The sequence below is a fragment of the Rheinheimera salexigens genome, assembly GCF_001752395.1.
Taxonomy (GTDB): Bacteria; Pseudomonadota; Gammaproteobacteria; order Enterobacterales; family Alteromonadaceae; genus Alishewanella; species Alishewanella salexigens.
This window is the reverse complement of sequence record NZ_MKEK01000001.1, coordinates 2,970,858-2,991,647: the sequence shown is the minus strand read 5'-3', so window position 1 is coordinate 2,991,647 and position 20,790 is coordinate 2,970,858. Positions and strand designations below refer to the sequence as shown.

Sequence of the window (20,790 nt, the reverse complement as noted above, 5' to 3'; positions counted from 1 at the left end):
AATTAAGGATAGTTATGGTCAACAGTCTGCAGCTGGCAACCGAATTAGGCCAGCTATTATTACGGAAAAAATGGACTATCACCACCGCAGAATCTTGCACCGGTGGTGGTATCGGTTATTGGTTAACGGCTGTGGCAGGTAGTTCAGCCTATGTTGACCGTGCTTTTATTACCTATAGCAATAAAGCTAAGCAACAATTATTGGCCGTGCGCAGTGCTACATTACTGCAATTTGGCGCTGTCAGCGAACAAACCGCGACCGAGATGGCAGCGGGTGCAGCTAAAGCCGCTGGGGCACAATTTGCGATATCGGTAACAGGAATTGCCGGTCCAGAAGGTGGCTCAAAAGATAAACCAGTGGGTACAGTCTGCTTTGGTTTTTATCTTGATGGCTCTATAATTAGCTTAACAGAAAGGTTTAGCGGCGATCGTCAGCAAGTAAGGCAACAAAGCATTGATTACGCCTTAAAACGTAGTATAGAGTTGTTGACAGCTAGCCTAAACTAGAATACTGTACGAGTATACAGTATTAATTGTTCGGTGTTACCAACATAAGCACCTTCTTAAGCACCGACTCAACCATGGAATTAAAAATGGACGACAATAAACAAAAAGCGCTAGCCGCGGCATTAAGCCAAATTGAACGCCAGTTTGGTAAAGGCTCTATTATGCGTCTTGGTGATAGCACCGCGCTTGATATTGCTGCAGTGTCAACGGGTTCAATAGGTTTAGATATTGCACTTGGCATAGGCGGATTACCTTATGGCCGTATTGTTGAAGTTTATGGCCCAGAGTCTTCAGGTAAAACCACGTTAACATTGCAAGTTATTGCTGAAGCGCAAAAAGACGGTAAAACCTGTGCTTTTATCGATGCTGAACACGCATTAGATCCAGTATACGCCAAAAAATTGGGTGTAGATGTCGAGTCTTTATTAGTATCACAACCAGATACGGGTGAGCAAGCATTAGAAATATGTGACATGTTAGTGCGTTCGGCGTCAGTCGATATCATCATAATAGACTCAGTAGCTGCATTAACACCGAAAGCGGAAATTGAAGGCGACATGGGCGATAGCCACATGGGCTTACAAGCGCGTTTAATGTCGCAAGCATTACGTAAATTGACCGGTAATATTAAGCGTTCAAACACCTTAGTTATTTTCATTAACCAAATACGAATGAAAATCGGTGTTATGTTTGGCAACCCTGAAACAACTACAGGTGGTAATGCCTTAAAATTCTATGCTTCAGTGCGTTTAGATATCCGCCGTATTGGCTCAGTTAAAGATGGCGATGAAATAACCGGTAACGAAACCCGCGTTAAAGTGGTAAAAAATAAAGTGGCACCGCCATTTAAACAAGCTGAATTTATTATTCAATATGGCTCTGGTATCAATAAACATGGCGAGATAGTTGATATAGGTGTTGCCCAAGGTTTAGTAGACAAAGCGGGTGCTTGGTATGCTTATAAAGGCAGTAAAATAGGCCAGGGTAAAGCTAATGCCATTCGTTATTTACAAGAAAACCCGACAATTTCAAATGAAATTGAAGCAGAATTACGTAAGCGGTTATTGCTAAAACCAGGTGATAAACCAACAGAACCTCTTGCTGAAATAGAAGCAGAATAAACAACCAATAATAGTCACTTAGCATTAAGTAGTACGCATAAAGAATTAATTGCTAAGTGCTAAGTGCTAAGAGTTAAATTGTTAATAAAAAGCCAGTTTTAAAACTGGCTTTTTTTATGACTAAATTTCAGCAATCGGTAATGGTTGATAGCAAAATTATCAGCGAAATATGAGTGTATACAGTTAAGCGGGTTATAGCTGTATCAAAGATGGGAATACAATACTGCTTATTCGCTAGCAAGGCGTAAACAAAAGGTAATAATAACTTGCTCTACTTTAGCTGCAACGATAAGCTACCAAGACAGTTTGTAACTGTATGTTAATAATAAAACTTAGAAAACCGTTGCCGGTGTATAAATAATGATAATAATAAAGTGGTTATACTTGGCACTGATTGCATTTGCTTTGATAAGCTGCAAAGCCGATATCAGTATTCAGCAAGAACCTGAAGACACAGTAGTACAAGAGTTTGCGTTAGCTTTTATAGAACGCAGCTTGCCTATGGCTGATCAAGACAACATAAGCCAAGATCTGTTTACACCTGCTGCTTCTCGTCCAGGGGCTAAAGTCATTATTAAGAAAAATGCCTTTGCTGCCTCAAGCGAAACTGATATTACTAGCCAATTATTTGCCGATGATGCCGCTTACGATGTAAAAGATTTAGCCTTATCGGCAGATGGTAACCGTTTGCTTTTTGCTTTAAGAGCACCAGAAATTGCCAATGTTGACGATGAGTTCCAGCCAAAATGGAACATTTGGCACTATGATCGTTTAAGCGATAGCTTAACCCCTATAATAGCTGACCCACTGCAAGCTGAAGCTGGTCACGATATTAACCCCGCATTTTTACCCGATGGCCGGATTATATTTAGCTCTAGTCGACAAAAAACCGCCCGGCAAATTTTATTAGATGAATTTAAACCGCAATATACGGCGTTAGATGAAAGTCTTAATGATGCCAATTTTAATCTGCATGTTATGAATGCGGATGGCAGTAATATTCAGCAACTAAGTTTTAATTTAAGTCATGATTTATACCCAGTGGTGTTAGAAAACGGCAAAATATTATTTAGCCGTTGGGATAATCACCCAGGGCGTAGCATGCTTAATTGGTATCAAATGCAGCCAGATGGCACTGAAACTGAACTAGTTTATGGTTGGCATTCGCATGATAGTGGTGCGGATAATACCCGTGTCGAATATAGTAAAGCCATAGTATTAGATAACGGTGAAGTCTCCGTTGCCTTGAGTTCAAATCAAGTCGCTTACTTTAATAGTTGGCCACAACAAGTCGCTTTAGCTATTGCCAGCGATAATTTACAACCACTTTATGCCGAAGTGTTAAATCAGCCGGCGCAAACGCCGCTGTTTCCGTGGGCGTTTAGTAACAGTGATATCGCCACTTCCGCGGGCGCTGTAAATAGTTATTTTCCGCTAAAAGATGGCACCGGTCGATATTTAGTCAGCTGGTCACCTTGTCGGGTTATGAACGAACAGCAAGTGCTAAGTTGTGCTCAAGTGGAGAATATTGCCGACTATACGTTAGCGGCGCCACTATATGGTTTATGGCTGTTTGATAACCAGCAACAAACTCAAGTTCCAGTACGCTTAGGCCAAGACGGTAAAATGCTGTCAGAGCCTGTCGTTATGCAAGCCTTTGCTCGACAAGTCTATTTACCAGACAATCCCAATATAGATCCAGAATTAGCGGCTCAAGATAGTGCGATTTTAGATATTCGTAGCGTGTACGACCTTGGTGGTGAAACCACTGCCGATATAGCTGCATTAGCCGATCCGATGCAAACTAATGCTCAGCAAAGACCTGCCCGTTATTTACGTTTGTTGCGTGGTGTACCTATACCACCTGAAGAAGTATTAGAGCTAGATAATAGCGCTTTTGGTGTTAACCGAAATCAACAAATGCGCGATATCTTAGGCACAGTGGCAATAGCGCCAGATGGTTCGGTGCGGGTTAAAGTACCCGCTAATATACCGTTTAATTTGGCAGTGCTTAATGCGGATGGTCAGGCTATTAGCCCTATCCACCGTAATTGGTTAACTTTAAGACCTGGTGAAATACGCAGTTGTAATGGTTGCCATACCGCAGATAACACTAGGCCCCATGGCCGACTAAGCGGTGAGTGGCCCAGTGTTAACCCCGGTTTAGATTTTGCCGGTTTAATGCCAAATATTGCGCCAACCCTTAGCTCTGAGGCTGGAGAAACCTTAGCCCAAACGTCAGCAAGAGTATTGGGTACACCCACGTTAACACCAGGTTTGTCTTTTATTGATATTTGGACTGATCCAGCTCAGCGCGAACCAGATAGCAGTGTTGAGCTAAACTTTGCCAATTTAACCACTGCACAGCCTGCAGGTAGCGAATGCTTTGACCAGTGGCAAGCACGCTGTCGTTTACGCATTGATTACCCAACGCATATTCAACCGTTATGGCAACTCGACCGTCGTCAGTTTTCGCCGTTAACCAGTGAGTTATTACAGGATAATACATGTGTCAGTTGCCATAGCCGTACCGATGCAGCAGGCAATACCCAACTTCCCGCAGCGCAGCTAGAACTAGATGCTGAGCCGTCAGATTTAGAGCCTAACCATTTTCGTAGCTATCGTGAGTTATTAAGCCCAGACAATGAACAAGAGTTAGTCGCGGATGTGTTAGTCGATCGCATGGTACAGGCGACAGATGCCAACGGTAATTTATTATTTTTAACCGATGCTGATGGCAATTTAATCCTAGATGAAAATGATCAACCCATTGCCATTATGGTTACTGTGCTCGTTTCGCCAACCATGCGGGCAGGCAGCGCAGCCAATAGTAGTGGCTTTTTCAGTCGCTTTGCTGCTACCGGAAGTCATGCTAATTACTTAACCGCTACTGAGTTAGCATTAATAAGTACTTGGCTAGATATTGGTGGCCAATATTACAACTCACCCTTTGCTGTGGTGGAACCCTAATATGCGTTTAATGGCGGGTATCTGTTTATTGTTAGTTAGCTTTTTTAGCGCAGCAGAATCACTTAGCGTCAAAGTGACAGCCGACTTTGTTAATTTATACTCAGGCCCGGGTCGTGGTTATCCCATAACCCAAGTGGTATTAAAAGGTGAGCAACTTGAATTACAGCAACGGCGTACTGACTGGGTGCAAGTGAGTTTTAAGCAGCAACAGTTGTGGTTAGCCCGGCAAGATTTAAGCAAAGTAGTGAGTTTAGATAACGAATATTTTCAGATTAGCGATGATAAACGCGCCGAATTATTAGAGCAACGCTGGCAACTCGGCTTAATGTTTGGTGACTTTAACGGTAATAGTTATTACCAGTTAAATACTCAATATGCCTTTAGTCACTATGTGCAAACTGAACTTGCTATTGGCCAAGCCCAAGGCGAGCAAGCCAATAATCAAATTTTAGAATTAAGTGTATTACTAAGCCCCTTTCCACAGTGGCGATTATCACCCTATTTTGCCATAGGTGGCGGCATGATCCGGATTAATCCACGGACAATATTAGTGCAAAGCACTGAGCGTAATAACGCTTTAGCCAGTACCGAGTTAGGGTTACGTTTTTATTTAACGCGGCAGTTTATTCTGCGAGGTGGTTATCGGCATAGTGTGATCATGACCGATAGTGATGACAATAAAGAGACAGACACATGGAAACTTGGCTTCAGCGTATTCTTTTAGTTGCCGGCGGCACCACTTGTGTAGTGCGGACTTATTTAGTGCGGACTTATGTAGTGGCGGGTTATTTAGTGCTGGGTTTAGCCACTGTTGTCACTAGTGCAGCAGTACAAGCCCAGCAGGTCACGCCAGACATTGAACGAAATGTGATCAGTGAAAACATACTGGATAGTGAAAATTGGTCTTTTGGCATCAGTGCCGGTTTATTAAGTATTGAAGATTTTGGTAGCAGTAGCCTATTCAGTGCGAAATTAGCCTATCACATTAACGAAGACTGGTATTTAGGTACTGAATATTCCATGGCCAAAGCAGGATTAACCTCTTTTGAGGAATTAAGTGGCGCGGCACCATTGTTAACCGACAGTCAACGCAACTGGCGCTTTTACGGCGCGCACCTTGGTTATGTGGTGTTGCCAGGCCAAGCTTTTTTATCAGAAAACTATGCCTTTAATTCTGGTTTGTCAGTATTTATTGGTGGCGGTAATGTGCAATTTGCCGGTGATGATGTGTTTGCCTTGCAGCTAGGCAGCCAATATCGGTTATTTATTACCGATTGGTTTGCCGCAGAACTGACGGTAACCGATTATATTTTTGAAACCACTATTTTAGCCAATAGCAAAACTAGCCATAACTTAGCGTTGAGTTTAGGTTTTTCAATGTATTTTTAATGTATTTTTTAGGTTGCACGCTAGTGCGTTTTAACTAAAGGTAGAGAATAAATAATGAACAAAATAGCCTCTTTAAGTGTAGTACTGCTAGTCATGCTGGGGTTAGCGCCAAGCTTTGCATCTGCTGAAATGGCACCCGATTTTAGCCTGAAAACGCTGACAGGCGATAATGTTCGATTAGCCGAACAGCGTGGCGATATTATCTTAATTAACTTTTGGGCTAGTTGGTGTGGGCCTTGTATTCAAGAAATGCCTAAGTTAGATCAGTTAGCCGAAAAATATCAGGGATTAGGTGTTCAGGTTTGGGGCATTAATGTGGAAACAGATACCGCAGCGGCCAATGCTTATTTAGCCAAACTACCAGTTACTTTCCCTATTTTGTTTGATAGTGAAAATAACGTATCAAAGGCTTATGCCATAAAAGCCATGCCGACAACCGTTATTATTAATAAAGATGGTGAAGTAAGTGCTGTGCATCACGGCTATCAAAGTGGTTATGAGAAAAAATATGAAGCTGATATTAAAAAGCTACTGCGGCAATAACGCTATGACTAGCCGGCAACGATCTAGTTTGTACAAATTAAGCTTATTGGTCGGTATGCTGATGGTAACTGGCTGCAGCTCGATACAGCCTTGGGTGCAACCTTATGAGCGCGATAAGCTGGCCGATCCCATAATGGCGTTTGGTCGCCATCCTGTTGCCTTGCAACATGTTGCCCATGTTCGCGATTCACGTGAAGCTGCTAAAGGGGCTAACGGCAGTGGTGGGGGCGGTTGTGGCTGTAATTAAAGCGGGTAGCAGTTTAGTGCTAATGCCATTACTAATACTAGTGGTACTAACCGCATGCTCGGTTAGCGCAGCAGTATTACCCCAAGATAGAGCTGATATTATGTATCACCGTTATGAAGGCGGTGGTGTATCTATTGATGGCCCAGCATTAATGTTACGCAAAAAAGCCTCAGATACCTTAGCCTTATCAGCTTATTATTATGTCGATACCGTATCCGGCGCCTCAATCGATGTTGTTGCAACCGCATCGGCTTATACCGAGAAGCGTAATGAAGCGCGCTTCGGTATCGATTATTTAGCTGGCGATAGCATCATTAGTATTAATTACGCCCAAAGTGATGAGAACGATTACAACGCTAAATCTATGTCGTTTGGTATTGCCCACGATACGTTTGGCGGCATGACCACCCTAAGTATGGAAGCTGGGATGGGTGATGATGATGTTAGCCGTAATGGTGATGATAGTTTTAAAGCCAACGTACGCCGCTTTAATTATAAGTTGGGTTGGAGTCAAATTTTATCTAGTAACTGGATCAGTGCTATTAATTTGCAACTGGATCAAGATGAAGGCTTTTTAAATAATCCCTATCGCAGTGTACGCTATCGCGATGCTAGTCAAGCCTTAGGCTATGGCTATCAAAGTGAAATTTATCCTGCCACCCGTAATGCCGTAGCTGTAGCCTTAGTCAATAAAGTGTATTTACCTTATCGCGCTGCCGTTACTTTAAACCTGCGCCATTATCAAGATAGTTGGGATATTCGGGCTTTTGATGCCGAGTTAGAATATGTCCATCCGCTAGGGGCCAACTGGATACTTGAGGCTAAAGCGCGGTTTTATAGCCAAAATCAGGCCGACTTTTATCAAGATTTGTTTGAATTTAAAGACCAACAAAACTATATGGCGCGAGATAAAGAGCTAAGTGAGTTTAGCAATCTTACCATCGGTTTAGGTGCAAGCTATCAATTAGCAGCATGGTCGTTTTGGCCGCAAGTCGCGCCAGAGGTTACGCTGCAATGGGATCATATTCGGTTTGATTACGCTAATTTTCGTAATGTTACGGTAACAAGCGCTGAGGCTGGCTTAGAGCCACTTTATCAGTTTGACGCTAACGTGTTTCGGGCCTTTTTTAGCCTGTATTTTTAGTAGGACGACACCATGAGGTTAGTATTAATTTGTTGTTTATTTTGGTTTAGTAGCCTTGCGTTTGGCCAAGCTGAAAATCAGAGCCAAGGCCAAGCAAAGACTGAACCGGCAGCCGAACAACTAGAGCAGTTAAAACAGCAACTCGTTCAACTGAATCGCGAATTGTTTTTGTTGGAGGAAGAGTTGTTATTCCCACCTGAAACCCAAGTGGCGGTTTTTGTCTCGGTTGATACTGGCCAGTTTTTCCGCCTTGATAGTATTGAATTGTTATTAAATGACAAACCGGTGACGGCACATTTATATACTGCCCAGCAATTAGAGGCATTAGGCCGTGGCGCTATTCAACCTTTATTTAAAACCAACATCAAAGCCGGTAAGCATAACCTTACGGCGGTATTTGTTGGTAAAGGGCCAGACAATCTAGATTATCGACGTGCGGTAAGTTATGGCTTTACCAAACAAGACGATGCTGTTTTGCTTGAATTGCAAATCAAAGATCGTAGTAGCGACTATCAACCAGAATTTATTGTTCAGCCATGGTCCGCCAATTAAGCTGGCCGCTGCTGGCGGCGCTTTTATTAGTTTGCAGCTGGGTCAGTAATGGTTCAGAACAAGCTGGTGCAGTAAAAGCTAGCTCAACCAAAAGCGATATTACTGAAAAGCATTATCGCCAAGCCGCTTGGCAATTTTATTTACAACAACCCGCTGCAGCGTTAGAGGCCTTACAATTAGCCCCTAGCCGCGATGCGCGCACCCAATTATTAGAAGCAGGCTTATATTTACAATTAGATATGCCACTGCATGCGGCTACTATTCTACAACAAGTATTAGAGCAACCAACTGATAGCCAAAATGCTTTACCGCAAGCGCTACGCAATATCGCTTTACTGCAGTTTTCTCGTTATCAATTAGAAACCGGTAATAAAATCGCGGCAAAACAGTACTTAGCCCAAGTCAATATGACGGCAGATAAGCAATATTTGGGGCAACAACAGTTATTAAGCCAATTACTACATTGGCCAGATATTAGTATTCCTAAAACACCAGACTTTAACTTGTTAGCTGACCAAGCTGAAATGCCTTATATTGTGAGTAATCAGGCGTTAATCATCGCTAAACAGCAGCCTGAAGTGGCACAGCACTGGTTAGCGCAGCTACAAACTCGGTTAGGACACACTGTAGAGTTAAGTTTTTGGCAGCAATTATTTAGTGGCCATTGGTTAACCTTAAATACGCCAACGGGCTTTTCATATCCACAAGCAGAGCGAGCAGCGTTGGTGGATTATGTACAACTTAGCCGTGCTGAGCTGTATATCAACAGCCAAGATTGGGCCGCTGCCGATGCCATTTTAAGTCAATTTCCGCAAAACAGCGTACTAAGTAGTAATGCACTGGCGTTATACCGACAGATTTTAACCGAACAGCGGCATATTCCTACTTTACTTGCCGTGTTACAGCAACAAATAAAACAACAGCCGTATAGTGTTACCGCTTGGCAAGCGGCTACCCGCATTGGTGAGCAATTAGAGCGAAATCAACAGCCAGAAGCGGCATTAGCAGCCTATCGCTGGGCAGATAAATACTATCAGCAGCAACAATATGGCTTGCTCAGAGAAGCAAAACCGATTGACGTTAGCCAGCTAGCAGAACCGCTAACGCCATGGCAGCAGTTACAATTTAGTAGTGATGATCAACTGCACCAATTACAGCAGCAAAGCATTATGCTGCAACAACATATTAATCAGGCACCAGTACGCCAAGCGCGGTTAGCTAGGTTGCAACAAGTAGTCGACTACAAATCAGCCAAACAGCACAGTCTTTTAACCAGCCAGTTGCCTGCTTTCCACGCTCAACGCCAAGTCCTAACTCAGCAAGTCGCGAGTTTACAGCAACAAATTGCCGAGCAAGCTCAGCAGCCAAGTTCGTTGTTTTTAACTCAAGGTGAATTACAGCAGCAACTAACGACGGTGCAGCAAGCACAAGGTCGCTTAGTGCAATTGCAGCAACATGATAGTCAAAAGTATCAAGCTCACGCCCAGCGCTTACAGCGTTTATCCGGTTTATTATTATGGCAATATCAACATGATCAGGCTGATAGGTTATGGCAGTTAAGCAAACAGCAGCAACAGTTAGTGCTGCAACTAGAGCAAGTAAGCACTAAATTACACCGCCTAAGCCAATTAGGGGATGGTGAAAACAGATTACAACAACAGCAGCAACGGTTGCAGAATTTAAGTGCCCAACAGCAACAGTTGAATATGGCATTATTAAGTAATCAGCAACGTAAATTAGCTCAATTGAATCAAAAGCTACAGCAACATCGTCTGTTGCAAAGCGAGCAGTTGCAGCAATTACAACGGCATAATAAGCAAGCCATGGCCAGAATGATGGAGCAATTATTGACTTCTGCTAGTCGCTTAAACGAGGCTAAGCATGCAGATTAATCAATCCATATCCATGCCAACAAAACTGCTAAAGCTCGCGCTAGTACTGTCTTTAACCAGCTGCGCGGTGTCTAAAGAGGTTGCTAACACAGCTACCTTGAATCAATTGCCGGCATTTGAACAAAGCGCGTTTGCTGAACAGGCCGAAGTAACTGAAACGGCGTTAGATGCACTATATCAACAAATACTAAGCTTAGCGCCGCAGCCCGAAACCAGACAAAAAATACTGTATCGTTTATCACAACTGCATACCGAGCAGTATGAACGCCAAGATTTAAGCCTTACAGAAGAAAAATCTGCGCTACATGCCTTAATAGATCGGTACCAGCAGTTGCTGCAGCAATATCCCGATGATCCTAATAATGAATTACTGCGTTACCAATTAGCTCGCAGCTATGATTTATTAGCGCAGCCAGAGCAAAGTTTAAGCCAGTTAACGGTTTTGTTAGCACAATATCCAGACTCTAACTTTGCCCCAGAGGCGTGGTTTCGTAAGGCTGATATTCACTATAGTCGCGGCGAGTATGAATTAGCGTTACAGGCTTATTTACAAGTATTAGCTGCAAAACAGCCTAGTTTTAATCAGCATGCACGCTATATGGCGGGTTGGAGCCACTTCAAATTACAGCAATTTAATTTAGCCGATCAGCAGTTTTTACAATTATTAGATAGCAGTTATAACCAGTTACTCCAGGCTGATCAGCAACAAAGCTTACGCCAAGAAGTGCTGAATATTTTAAGCATATCGTTAAGTTATCAGCAACAAGCCGAAAGCTTGCAAGCCTTGTTACAACAAGTGCCTTATGCCAGTGGTGAACGACCCATCGCATTAGTGGCTTTGTTGTATCAATCTTTAGCCGATTTTTTACAACAAAAAGGCTTTATGGCAAAAAGTTTAGCCAGTTACCGTATTTTTATTGCTGACAATGCCGATACTTATACCGCAGCACAATTTCAATTGCGTTTAATCCAGCATTATTTAGCCAGCGCAAATGCCGAAGCAGCCTTAAATGCCCAGCAGGAATATATCAGCTTATTTAATGCTGATTCGGCATTTTGGCGCCGAGCTAGCCCAGCGGATATCAGTAAAGTAACACCACGACTGTTACAGTATTTAGATTATTTTGGCCGAGCTCACTATGCCGATGCGCTAGCGACTGTATCAAGCCAAGATGCGACAACGCAGGTTGATGTGAAGCAGCAAGCCTTTACCAGAGCTATTCCGTATTGGCAGCAAATGCTGGTTATTCTTGGTAACCGAGCAAGCTATAGCCCAGACTCTACTGCGGATACTGAATCGGCTAATGGCCAAAATAAGCCCCGTTATATTGCCGCCGATATTAATTATTTATTAGCCGAATCTTACGCCGGTAGTCAGCAGTTAGAATCAGCGTTTAGCTTATATGCAGCTTTGGGCTATACCGATACATCGCGTCAAGCAAGTCTGTTTAAGCCACAAGATGCCGCATATAAAGCGCTGCTTTTAGCTCAATCTTTAGCAGAGCGTACAGCCCAAAGTGAGACATCAAGTGTTGATTATAAATCGCTGCAACAGCGCTGGTTACAGCAACAAATAGACTTTGTTAGCCAGCATCCGCAGCATCCAGCCGCGCAGCAAGTTGCCCTACAACAAATACAACAAGACTATACAGCGCAGCGCTATAGCACGGTAATTGCACAAGCTGAAGTTGTTATAAACTGGCCCTATGCTACCGAGCAAAGTACTCATTTTGCTAATGAAGCACTTTTTTTACGCAGTCAATCAGAGTTGGCTCTGCAGCAGTATGCTGCGGCTGAACAAAGCTTGCAGCAGCAACTTAACTTGAGCTTAAACTCAGCTCGACGTCAGCTTATTACCGAGCAATTAGCCTCGAGTATTTATCAGCAAGCGCAACTACCAGGCATAACTAACCTTGCTGCTATAGCCCATATACAGCGGTTACTGGCTGTATTGCCAGACTCGCGTTTTCATGAAGCGGCAGCTTTTGAGCAGATTAGCTTATTAATCGCCGAAGCTAATTGGTCTACCGTGCCGGCTTTATTACACAGCTTTATGGCAAAATATCCTAAGTCAGAACGGATCGCAGCGGCTAATGCGCAACTGATCCAAAGTTATCAGCAATTAGAGCAATGGCAATTGGCGGCCGAGCAACTGTTAAAACTCTCAGCAAACTCTACCGATCCAGAGCAGCAACGAGATGCCTTATGGTTGGCGGCAGAATATTATCTTCAAGCTGAACAGCTAGATTTAGCCAGACAAGCATTTCGCGATTATGCCAATCAGTATCCGCAGCCACATGCTATAGCCCAAGAAGCGCGGCAGCATTTAGTCCAGCTGTATCAACAGCAAAATGATATTTACCGTAAAAATTTCTGGTTAGCCAAAATAGTCAGTTTTGAACAAGCCGAAACCGCTAATAGCAACATTACCAGCAACAGTGCAAGTAACAATGCCAGTAACAATGCCAGTACTGAACGAACTCAACAATTAGCTGCAACGGCTGCACTTATGTTAGGCCAGCATGAAAATAAATTGTTTGCTCAAGTAAGCTTGCGTCATCCACTACAGGCTAATTTAACTAAAAAACGTCAGCATATGCAGACGGCCATTAGTCATTATCAGCAGAGTATTGATTACGGGGTGGCCAGCACCTTAGCAGAAGCGCAATTTAGTATTGGCCAATTATATGACGATATGGCCCAAGCGCTTTTAGTCTCAGAGCGCCCGCAAGGACTAACGGCGTTAGCTGCAGAACAATATGATTTATTACTAGAAGAACAAGCTTATCCGTTTGAAGAACAAGCTATCGAGCTTTATCGGCAAACTACGGCCTTAATTCAGCAGCAAATTTATGATAGCTGGGTTAAGCAAAGTTTTACCCGCTTACAAGTATTATTACCGGCTGAATTTAATAAAACTGAAGCCTATTTGGAGGTAGCTGATGCGCCGCATTAATTATAGCCTTCTGCTGTTGGCGTTATTGCTCAGCACAGCTTGTAGCCAACAGCCAACAGCTATTAAGCCTGCGACAGCAACTGACAGCGTTAGTATAGGAACGAATGCGGCAGCGTTACCCAAGGTGGCTAAGTCGCTACCTGGCAGTGAGCAACAGCAATTTACCCAGGCCAAACAGTTAATGCAGCAGCAAGACTTTGACAATGCGGCTGAATTACTGCAAAACATTGTCGCCAGCCAAGCAGACTTTGCTGGCGTTTGGTACAACTTAGCGGTTTGCCAATGGCAATTAAACCAAGCCGGTGAGGCGGAATCCAGCTTGCAACAAGCCTTGGTTGCGGATGCTAAAAGTGCGAGCCTAAACCAAAGCGCGGGCCTGAACCTAAGTGCCAGTCTAAATCAAAATGGTAGCCTAAATAAAAGTGCCAGCCTAAATTTATTAGGAATTTTAGCCCGAGAGCAAGGCCAATTTGGCCAAGCCGAGCAGTATTGGTTGCAAGCAGTGCAAGCCAACGATACTGCTGCGGCACATAAAAATTTAGGTATTTTATATGAGCTGTATCTGGGGCAATTAAACCAGGCACAACGCCATTACCAACGCTATTTTGAATTAAGCCAAGATCCACAAGCTAAGATGTGGCTAACCCTAATTGACCGGCAATTAGCCGCGCAGGGCAGCAGTGACGCTGAGGAAAGTTTATGAAGCCACATTATTTTTTAAAATCAGAGCACGTTTTAAAACCAGAACACATTTTAGCATTTTGTTGTTTTGGCCTATTGGCAGCTGCACCGTTACAGGCTGCTGAACCAGAGCCAGCTACGGTGAAGTTAACCACCACCATTAGTGGAAACCAAGAACAACCTAAAACCATTTATATTTTACCGTGGCAAACACCGGTTAGTGTTATTCGCATACCAGCCGCCACTTTACCTGAGGTTAACGCCAGCAGTTCGCCGTTAGATCGGCAACAGTTTTTACGTTTTATAGCGGTGCAATCGGCAACGGTCAGTATCCAATCAACACCTGAATCAAACCAATAATTTATTAAATAATATAATAATAAATGTATAACGAGGAATAGCAGTATGGAGTGGTTAAACGGCATCGTTTTGTTTTTACAGCAAGGTGGCATATTTATATATCCCATTGCTTTTATTTTAGTGTTAGGCATCGTGATAGCAGTAGAGCGCTGGTGGTTTTTACGCTCTGTGCACCGGGTTAACCATAAAGCTTTTTTACAAGTTCAGCCGGCAGTAGCGCAAGCAGATACCCAGCGCATAACTGAATTAGCCGCTACTAGTAATGCACCCATTTTGACCATGCTAGCCAGTGGCGTGCATCGCTCACAAGGCTCCAAAAGACGGGAAGACATGGAATATGCCATGGAAGAAGTGGTACTTGAGTACAGTTTACGTTTACAAAAACGGACCCCATTTTTAGCTACCTTAGCCAACGTGGCCACGCTACTGGGGTTATTAGGTACCATTATGGGATTGATTACCGCGTTTTCTGCAGTGGCCAGTGCTGATCCATCTGAAAAAGCCAGCTTATTATCTGCCAGTATTTCGGTGGCCATGAACACGACAGCCTTTGGCTTAATGACCGCTATCCCATTAGTGTTTATCCATGCCTTAATTCAAGGTAAAACGGCCAGCGTGATAGATACCATGGAAATGGTCGGCATAAAACTAATGAACAGTATTGCAAAACGAAACACAGGTGATGCGGATGTTAAACAGGCGTAAACCCCCGCTTATGGAGGCCGAGCTAGACATCACATCATTTATGAACTTGATGATCGTTTTAGTGCCGGTATTACTGTTAAGTTTAGTGTTTGCCCAAATTCGAGTGCTTAATATTCAGTTGCCAGCGATGACCGAGCAATTAATTCAGCAAGAGCGCGAGCAGCCACAGCAATTAGAGTTAGAGATTTATGCCGATAAATTACGCTTAAATTATCCGGCGGGCGAACCTTTGCACGAGTTTTTGTTAACCGAACAAGGCCAGCTAGATTTTGTAGGGTTAAGTGTATACCTGCAAGATTTAAAGCTCACCTTTCAACAAAAACAGATAGAAAAGCAAGAGATCACCATTTTAGCGGCGCCAGAACTCGATTATCAAACCCTAGTCACGGCTATGGATACCGTGCGCTCATTTAAAGCCGTGGTGGTAGCACAAGTGGTGGATGCGGAATTGTTTCCATTAATTTCGCTTGGTGAGTTACCTACAGAGGAGCGCTCGCCATGAAACAGTCGTTTAGAGCAAAAAGACTGCAACGGCAAAATCGACGCTTAGGCCAAACCAGTAAGTTAAACCTAGTGGCGTTAATGGATATTTTTACCATTCTAGTGTTCTTTTTAATGGTAAATCAGTCTGAAGTTAAAGTATTACAAAGTAATAAAGATATTAATTTACCTAAGTCGGTTTCAGAAATATTACCGACCGAAAAAGTTATGCTAACTATTACCGCCAATGGTTTATTAGTGCAAGGAAACCCAGTATGGCAAGGCGATTGGCAAGCGCTTACGGCGAATGACTCAGCGGCTAGTGACTCTGCTGCTATTAAAGCTGAGCTAAGCCAAGCCGTTACAACCGAGCTTAACTATCTTGCGACGCGTGCCGGTGCGTTACCTGAAGCTTTAATCGAAAGCGGTCGGCAGTTAACTGTTTTAGGTGATGCTAGCACCCCTTATGCGGTGCTAAGGCTGATTATGGCTATTTGTGCCGACACTGAATATCGTGATCTTTCATTAGCGGTAAGTGCTATGCCCAGTCGTAATGTGGCGAACGCGCAGGAGCAGCTATGACAGAAGCAGCTATGAGTAGCGGTTACGCCAACCACTTACAGCAATTAGATTGGCAATTTGAAGATAAACGCTTTTATCAGTTATTAATGCTAGGTGCCGTATTGTGGTTGGTGCTAGCGATTATCGTACCCGCGTTAACGGTGCCAGAGCCCAGTCGGCAGCAGCAAGAGCGCATACCGGCGCAATTAGCCAAAGTGATGTTAGAGCAACGTAAAACCCCGCCGCCTGAGCCGGTTAAAGCGGAACCTAAGCCAGAGCCGGAAGTTAAAAAGCCAGAGCCTAAGCCTGAGCCAGTAGAAGCAGCAAAAACGCCGACAGTGCCAAAGCAAGACATTGCAACGGCTCGTCAGCAAGCTCAACAAACCGGCTTACTGGCGTTGCAAGACGATTTAGCCGCCATGCGGCAAAGTTTTAGCGCCAATAAAAACCAAGCTAAAGTGAAATCAACCGGCCAACAGCAAGCAGCACAAGTGCAACGCGATGTAATTAGTAATCAAGCCAAACAACAATTTGCCCAGCAGCAAGCGGTAACCGCGACTGGCGAAGTGGCCCGCACAAAATTAGCCGATAATGGCAGCGCTCAGTTGCAAAAGCAGCAGATCGAAGGGCTAGCGGATCAAGATGCAGCCAATGCGCTGGCCGCACAAGAATCAGCAAATAGTACAGCAGAAACGGCGTCTAAAGGACGTTCTGAAGCCATGATCCGGCAAATATTAGAAGCAAATAAAACCAGTTTATATGCGCTATACAGCCGCGCTTTACGCCGCGACCCGTTATTGCAGGGAAAAGTGGTGTTTGAATTTGTAATTAATCCAGATGGTAGCTTATCCACTGTCAAGATAGTGCAAAGTGAATTAAACAATAGTGCATTAGAGCGCCAATTAAGCTTGCGCATGCAAAGCATTAATTTTGGTGCCGAGCCGGTTGCGGTGACTCGCTCCCAATGGACGGTAGAGTTTTTACCAAGCTAAAATAGCTGAGGTTGTGATGAAGATAACAACAATAATACGCAGGATAAGATATAGCCTTAGCCTGTCACTTTTAATCAGCCTTACGGGCTTATTTGGCCTAGCTAGCTTATCGGTTCAAGCTGGTTCGCTACAGCAAGCCAAACGGTTGCACGACCGCTTAGCCGGGGTGCCGGCAGATGCGGCAACCTTAAGCCAAATGCAGCAATTAATAGACGCCGGTAATGCTAAAGGCGCCGCAGAATTAGCACTGCAGCATCCAGATTTTTACCGCACCACCTTAAAGCTATTTGCTTCAGCCGCCACCAATCGGGATCAAGATGTATTTGAGCCGCTAAATGATTACTCGGCGACGGTAATTGGCTTAATTCGTGACGATATAGACTATCGCCAGCTATTACAGACCGATCTGCTGTATGTCGGCAGTGATAGTTTAGATTTGCCACCTTATAACAGCACCGATAATGCCCACTATGTCGCCCTAGAGCAGCAAGCGGTCGATTTAGCCCAGTATTTAGAACCTAGAGCTCAAAGCAGTTTAAATGCTATCCCAGCAGCAGCAAGCGCCGGTGTTATGACTAGCCGCGCCGCAGCCAAAGCGTTTTTTTATCTGGGCACTAACCGAGCCATGTTTCGCTTCACCTTGCTTAACCAATTGTGTACCGACCTAGAGCCACTGCAAGATATTAGTATTAGTCCAGCGCAAATTCGCCAAGATATCAGTCGTAGCCCAGGCGGTGATAGCCGGTTATTTAATAATAACTGTATTGGCTGTCATGCCGGTATGGACCCGATGGCGCAAGCCTTTGCCTATTATGATTATCAATTTAGCGATGAAGATGGCAGTAATGGCCAAATTTTTTATCAAGCCGCCGGCACCGTGAATGAGACAACCCAATCGCGGGTACAAAGCAAATACCATATAAACTCGGGTAACTTTGTTTATGGCTATCAAACTGAGAACGAAGATTGGGCTAATTATTGGCGTGAAGGCCAAAATCAATCTTTGGGTTGGTCAGAAAGTTTACCCGGCGCCGGTACTGGGGCCAAAAGCTTAGGTGAAGAACTCGCTAACACCCAAGCTTTTGCTCAGTGCCAAGTGAAAAAAGTATTTCGCACTGTGTGTTTACGCCAACCGCAATCATTAGCCGATGTTACGGCTTTAAACGCCATTACTGATAGCTTTAGCAGTAGTGGATATCGCATGAAACAAGTATTTGTCGATACTGCAACTTACTGTATGGGAGATTAAGCAATGCGTTATTTCATCCTTTGTATGTGCAGTATGTTCAGTATATTGCTACTTAGCGGCTGTGGTGAATCAGCAGTAGAGCAGAATCCGCCACCACCAGTGCAATCAGATAATAGTAATTATGATGGCCCAGCTGCGCAAACAGAGGCTATTCAACAATTTAAATTAAGTTTTTGGGATAATGTTGCCTCTAATGACCGCTGTGGTGCTTGTCATACCGCTGGCGATACAGCGCCATATTTTGCCCGCAATGATGATATCAATTTAGCTTACGCTGCTGCGTTACCGGTAGTTGATTTAAGCGATGTCAGTAAGTCGTTAGTAGTGACTAAAGTGGCGGGCGGTCATAATTGCTGGTTAGCCAGTGATAGCGCTTGTGCCGATACCATTAGCCAATGGCTACGGAACTGGGCCAGCACTACCGAAGCAGAAGCCGCTACTATTACTTTAGTTGCGCCAGTAATACGTGAGCCGGGAAGCAGTAAAAGCTTGCCAGAAGATAGTGGCTTGTTTAGCAGCAGCGTTTATCCATTATTGCGCCAGCATTGTGTTGCGTGTCATGCGCCAAATGCACCGCAAGTGCAGTCGCCATTTTTTGCCGACGAGAATGTCAGTGCCGCCTATCAAGCCAGCCAGCGCTTAATAAACTTAGATAGCCCAGAATTATCGCGTTTAGTGCGACGTTTAGCCGACGAGTTTCATAATTGCTGGTCAGATTGCGCCAACGATGCCGCAGTTATGTTGCAAGCTATTACCGATATTGCCGATAACGTGGTGGTATCTGAACTGGATCCGCAATTAGTGCCGTCGAAAGCCTTACGCTTAGACGATGGTGTCGTGGCATCCAGTGGTGGCCGTTTTGAATCAAATCAAATTGCTTTTTACCAATTTAAAACCGGCGAAGGCAGTATTGCTTACGATACATCAGGCGTAGAGCCCGCTGCCAACTTAACCATGCAAGGTGATATTGATTGGATTACCGGCTGGGGTATTAAGATTAATCAAGGACGGGCGCAAGCCAGTACCCAAAGTAGTAAAAAACTAAGCCAGTTAATGACGGCTACCGGCGAGATGAGCGTGGAAGCCTGGTTAATACCGGCGAATGTTAGTCAAATGGGGCCCGCGGCGATTGTTAGTTATGCCGGTAGTGCCACAGAGCGTAATTTCACCTTAGGCCAATCGCTATATAATTATGATTTTTTATTACGCAGAGGGGCGAGTGGCGCAGATGGTTTACCCGCCTTTAGTACCGCTGACGCCGATGAATTACTGCAAGCCAGCTTGCAGCATGTGGTGATTACGCACGATCCGGTTAAGGGCCAACGTATTTATGTAAATGGTGCTGATAGCGGTGTTAGTGCCGCGCCAGAGGCAATACGTAATTGGGATGACAGCTATGCCTTAATGGTGGGTAATGAAGCCAATGGTAATCGACAATGGCAGGGTAGTGTACGCATGCTGGCGCTACATAATAAAGCCTTAACCGCCGAGCAAATAGGCCAAAATTATGCTGTTGGAGTCGGTCAGAAGTTTTATTTGCTGTTTAGCATTGCCGACTTAATTGCACTGCCAGAAAGCTACATTGTGTTTGAAGTAGCCCAATTTGACGAGTATTCGTATTTATTTAACACGCCCTATGTCATCAATCTGAATGGCGATTCATTACCTCAAGACTTAAACATTAGCGGCATGGCGATAGGCATAAATGGTAAAGAAGCCAGTATTGGTCAAGCGTGGATTAAACGGCAGTTTAGCTTAGCGGCTAGCACCGATTTAAGCCAAGCCCAGGTACTGTCTGAACAAGGCACTATTATTGCTGCCGAGCGCGGCGTAGCCAGTGATGAGTTCTTTTTATCCTTTGGCCAAATTGGTCAGTTTACTAATGTTAGAACCGGCATTAGTGTTGCTACTCAGCAAATTACCATGCAAGCAGATCAAAGCGCTGATATAGGTTTGCGTACTTTTGCAAAAATTAACGCCAGTATGAGTGCGTTAACAGGTGTGGCTCAGCAGCAGACAGCTGTGGCTAACACCTACCAAACTATTCGGCGCCAACTACCGGCAGCAGATAGCATTGAAACCTTTGTTTCAGCGCAGCAAATGGCGGTAACTCAGCTTGGTATTGCTTATTGCAACGCTGCGATTAATGATGACGCTATTCGCAACACTTGGTTTGCCGGTATCAACTTTAACACCAGCCCAGATCAAACTTATACCGCAGCCAAAAAAAAGCCAGTTTTTACAACAACTGCTCGATCAGTTAATGCCGTTATCGGCCTCGTCGGTTGCCTTGCGTAATGATGCAGAAGCAGAATTAAGCGCGTTAATTAATCAATTAAGCCAGTGCACGGGAAGTTGTGCGCCTGAGCGCAGTGCCACTATTGCTAAAGCGGCTTGTACCTCAGTATTGGCCAGTGCGGAACTGCTATTGCAGTAGGAGTA

At 44.2% G+C, this 20,790-nt stretch carries 20 protein-coding genes; all 20 read left to right on the top strand.

Going from position 1 to position 20,790, the window contains the following annotated elements; genetic code table 11:
- Window positions 1–14 precede the first annotated feature (14 nt).
- A complete protein-coding gene (locus BI198_RS13725; RefSeq protein ID WP_070050058.1) occupies window positions 15–506 on the top strand; it encodes a CinA family protein in 492 nt (163 codons plus the stop codon).
- An 86-nt stretch (window positions 507–592) separates the two neighbouring features.
- Entirely contained in the window at window positions 593–1,627 is a 1,035-nt protein-coding gene (gene recA, locus BI198_RS13720) for a recombinase RecA (protein ID WP_070050057.1), read from the top strand.
- 384 nt (window positions 1,628–2,011) lie between these two features.
- Window positions 2,012–4,597 carry an HzsA-related protein gene (locus tag BI198_RS13715; RefSeq protein WP_235605344.1) on the top strand — a complete coding sequence of 862 codons (2,586 nt, stop codon included), beginning with the start codon at window positions 2,012–2,014 and terminating at the stop codon, window positions 4,595–4,597.
- A complete protein-coding gene (locus BI198_RS13710; RefSeq protein ID WP_141728888.1) occupies window positions 4,554–5,321 on the top strand; it encodes an SH3 domain-containing protein in 768 nt (255 codons plus the stop codon). The genes BI198_RS13715 and BI198_RS13710 overlap by 44 nt, the downstream gene beginning before the upstream one ends.
- Entirely contained in the window at window positions 5,291–5,986 is a 696-nt protein-coding gene (locus BI198_RS13705) for an outer membrane beta-barrel domain-containing protein (protein ID WP_083256633.1), read from the top strand. The genes BI198_RS13710 and BI198_RS13705 overlap by 31 nt, the downstream gene beginning before the upstream one ends.
- A 54-nt stretch (window positions 5,987–6,040) precedes the next feature.
- Window positions 6,041–6,529 (top strand): TlpA family protein disulfide reductase, encoded by a 489-nt coding sequence (locus BI198_RS13700; protein WP_070050055.1) that lies wholly within the window; start codon window positions 6,041–6,043, stop codon window positions 6,527–6,529.
- Complete coding sequence (locus BI198_RS13695) at window positions 6,495–6,776, top strand: DUF4266 domain-containing protein (protein WP_235605343.1); 282 nt, start codon at window positions 6,495–6,497, stop codon at window positions 6,774–6,776. The genes BI198_RS13700 and BI198_RS13695 overlap by 35 nt, the downstream gene beginning before the upstream one ends.
- The gene (locus BI198_RS13690; RefSeq protein WP_235605342.1) at window positions 6,763–7,920 is read left to right on the top strand and encodes a DUF3570 domain-containing protein; all 1,158 of its coding nucleotides are present in this window, start codon (window positions 6,763–6,765) and stop codon (window positions 7,918–7,920) included. The genes BI198_RS13695 and BI198_RS13690 overlap by 14 nt, the downstream gene beginning before the upstream one ends.
- Window positions 7,921–7,932: 12 nt before the next feature.
- A complete protein-coding gene (locus BI198_RS13685) occupies window positions 7,933–8,472 on the top strand; it encodes an AraC family transcriptional regulator (protein ID WP_070050053.1) in 540 nt (179 codons plus the stop codon).
- Window positions 8,457–10,364 (top strand): tetratricopeptide repeat protein, encoded by a 1,908-nt coding sequence (locus BI198_RS13680; protein WP_070050052.1) that lies wholly within the window; start codon window positions 8,457–8,459, stop codon window positions 10,362–10,364. Before BI198_RS13685 ends, BI198_RS13680 begins: the two co-directional genes overlap by 16 nt.
- Entirely contained in the window at window positions 10,354–13,320 is a 2,967-nt protein-coding gene (locus tag BI198_RS13675) for a tetratricopeptide repeat protein (RefSeq protein WP_070050051.1), read from the top strand. The genes BI198_RS13680 and BI198_RS13675 overlap by 11 nt, the downstream gene beginning before the upstream one ends.
- The gene (locus BI198_RS13670; RefSeq protein ID WP_070050050.1) at window positions 13,307–14,023 is read left to right on the top strand and encodes a tetratricopeptide repeat protein; all 717 of its coding nucleotides are present in this window, start codon (window positions 13,307–13,309) and stop codon (window positions 14,021–14,023) included. Before BI198_RS13675 ends, BI198_RS13670 begins: the two co-directional genes overlap by 14 nt.
- Window positions 14,020–14,361 (top strand): hypothetical protein, encoded by a 342-nt coding sequence (locus tag BI198_RS13665; protein ID WP_083256632.1) that lies wholly within the window; start codon window positions 14,020–14,022, stop codon window positions 14,359–14,361. The genes BI198_RS13670 and BI198_RS13665 overlap by 4 nt, the downstream gene beginning before the upstream one ends.
- A 45-nt stretch (window positions 14,362–14,406) precedes the next feature.
- Window positions 14,407–15,066 (top strand): MotA/TolQ/ExbB proton channel family protein, encoded by a 660-nt coding sequence (locus tag BI198_RS13660; RefSeq protein ID WP_070050049.1) that lies wholly within the window; start codon window positions 14,407–14,409, stop codon window positions 15,064–15,066.
- Window positions 15,050–15,568 (top strand): biopolymer transporter ExbD, encoded by a 519-nt coding sequence (locus tag BI198_RS13655; protein WP_083256631.1) that lies wholly within the window; start codon window positions 15,050–15,052, stop codon window positions 15,566–15,568. Before BI198_RS13660 ends, BI198_RS13655 begins: the two co-directional genes overlap by 17 nt.
- Window positions 15,565–16,128 (top strand): ExbD/TolR family protein, encoded by a 564-nt coding sequence (locus tag BI198_RS13650; protein ID WP_070050047.1) that lies wholly within the window; start codon window positions 15,565–15,567, stop codon window positions 16,126–16,128. The genes BI198_RS13655 and BI198_RS13650 overlap by 4 nt, the downstream gene beginning before the upstream one ends.
- Window positions 16,125–17,099, top strand: a complete 975-nt coding sequence (locus BI198_RS13645; protein WP_235605341.1) for an AgmX/PglI C-terminal domain-containing protein — start codon at window positions 16,125–16,127, stop codon at window positions 17,097–17,099. The genes BI198_RS13650 and BI198_RS13645 overlap by 4 nt, the downstream gene beginning before the upstream one ends.
- Window positions 17,100–17,115: 16 nt before the next feature.
- Window positions 17,116–18,348, top strand: coding sequence for a hypothetical protein (locus BI198_RS13640; RefSeq protein WP_070050046.1), 1,233 nt, complete (start codon window positions 17,116–17,118; stop codon window positions 18,346–18,348).
- A 3-nt stretch (window positions 18,349–18,351) separates the two neighbouring features.
- A complete protein-coding gene (locus BI198_RS13635) occupies window positions 18,352–20,646 on the top strand; it encodes a LamG domain-containing protein (protein WP_235605340.1) in 2,295 nt (764 codons plus the stop codon).
- Complete coding sequence (locus BI198_RS16280; RefSeq protein ID WP_235605339.1) at window positions 20,612–20,785, top strand: hypothetical protein; 174 nt, start codon at window positions 20,612–20,614, stop codon at window positions 20,783–20,785. Before BI198_RS13635 ends, BI198_RS16280 begins: the two co-directional genes overlap by 35 nt.
- The last annotated feature ends 5 nt before the right edge of the window (window positions 20,786–20,790 follow it).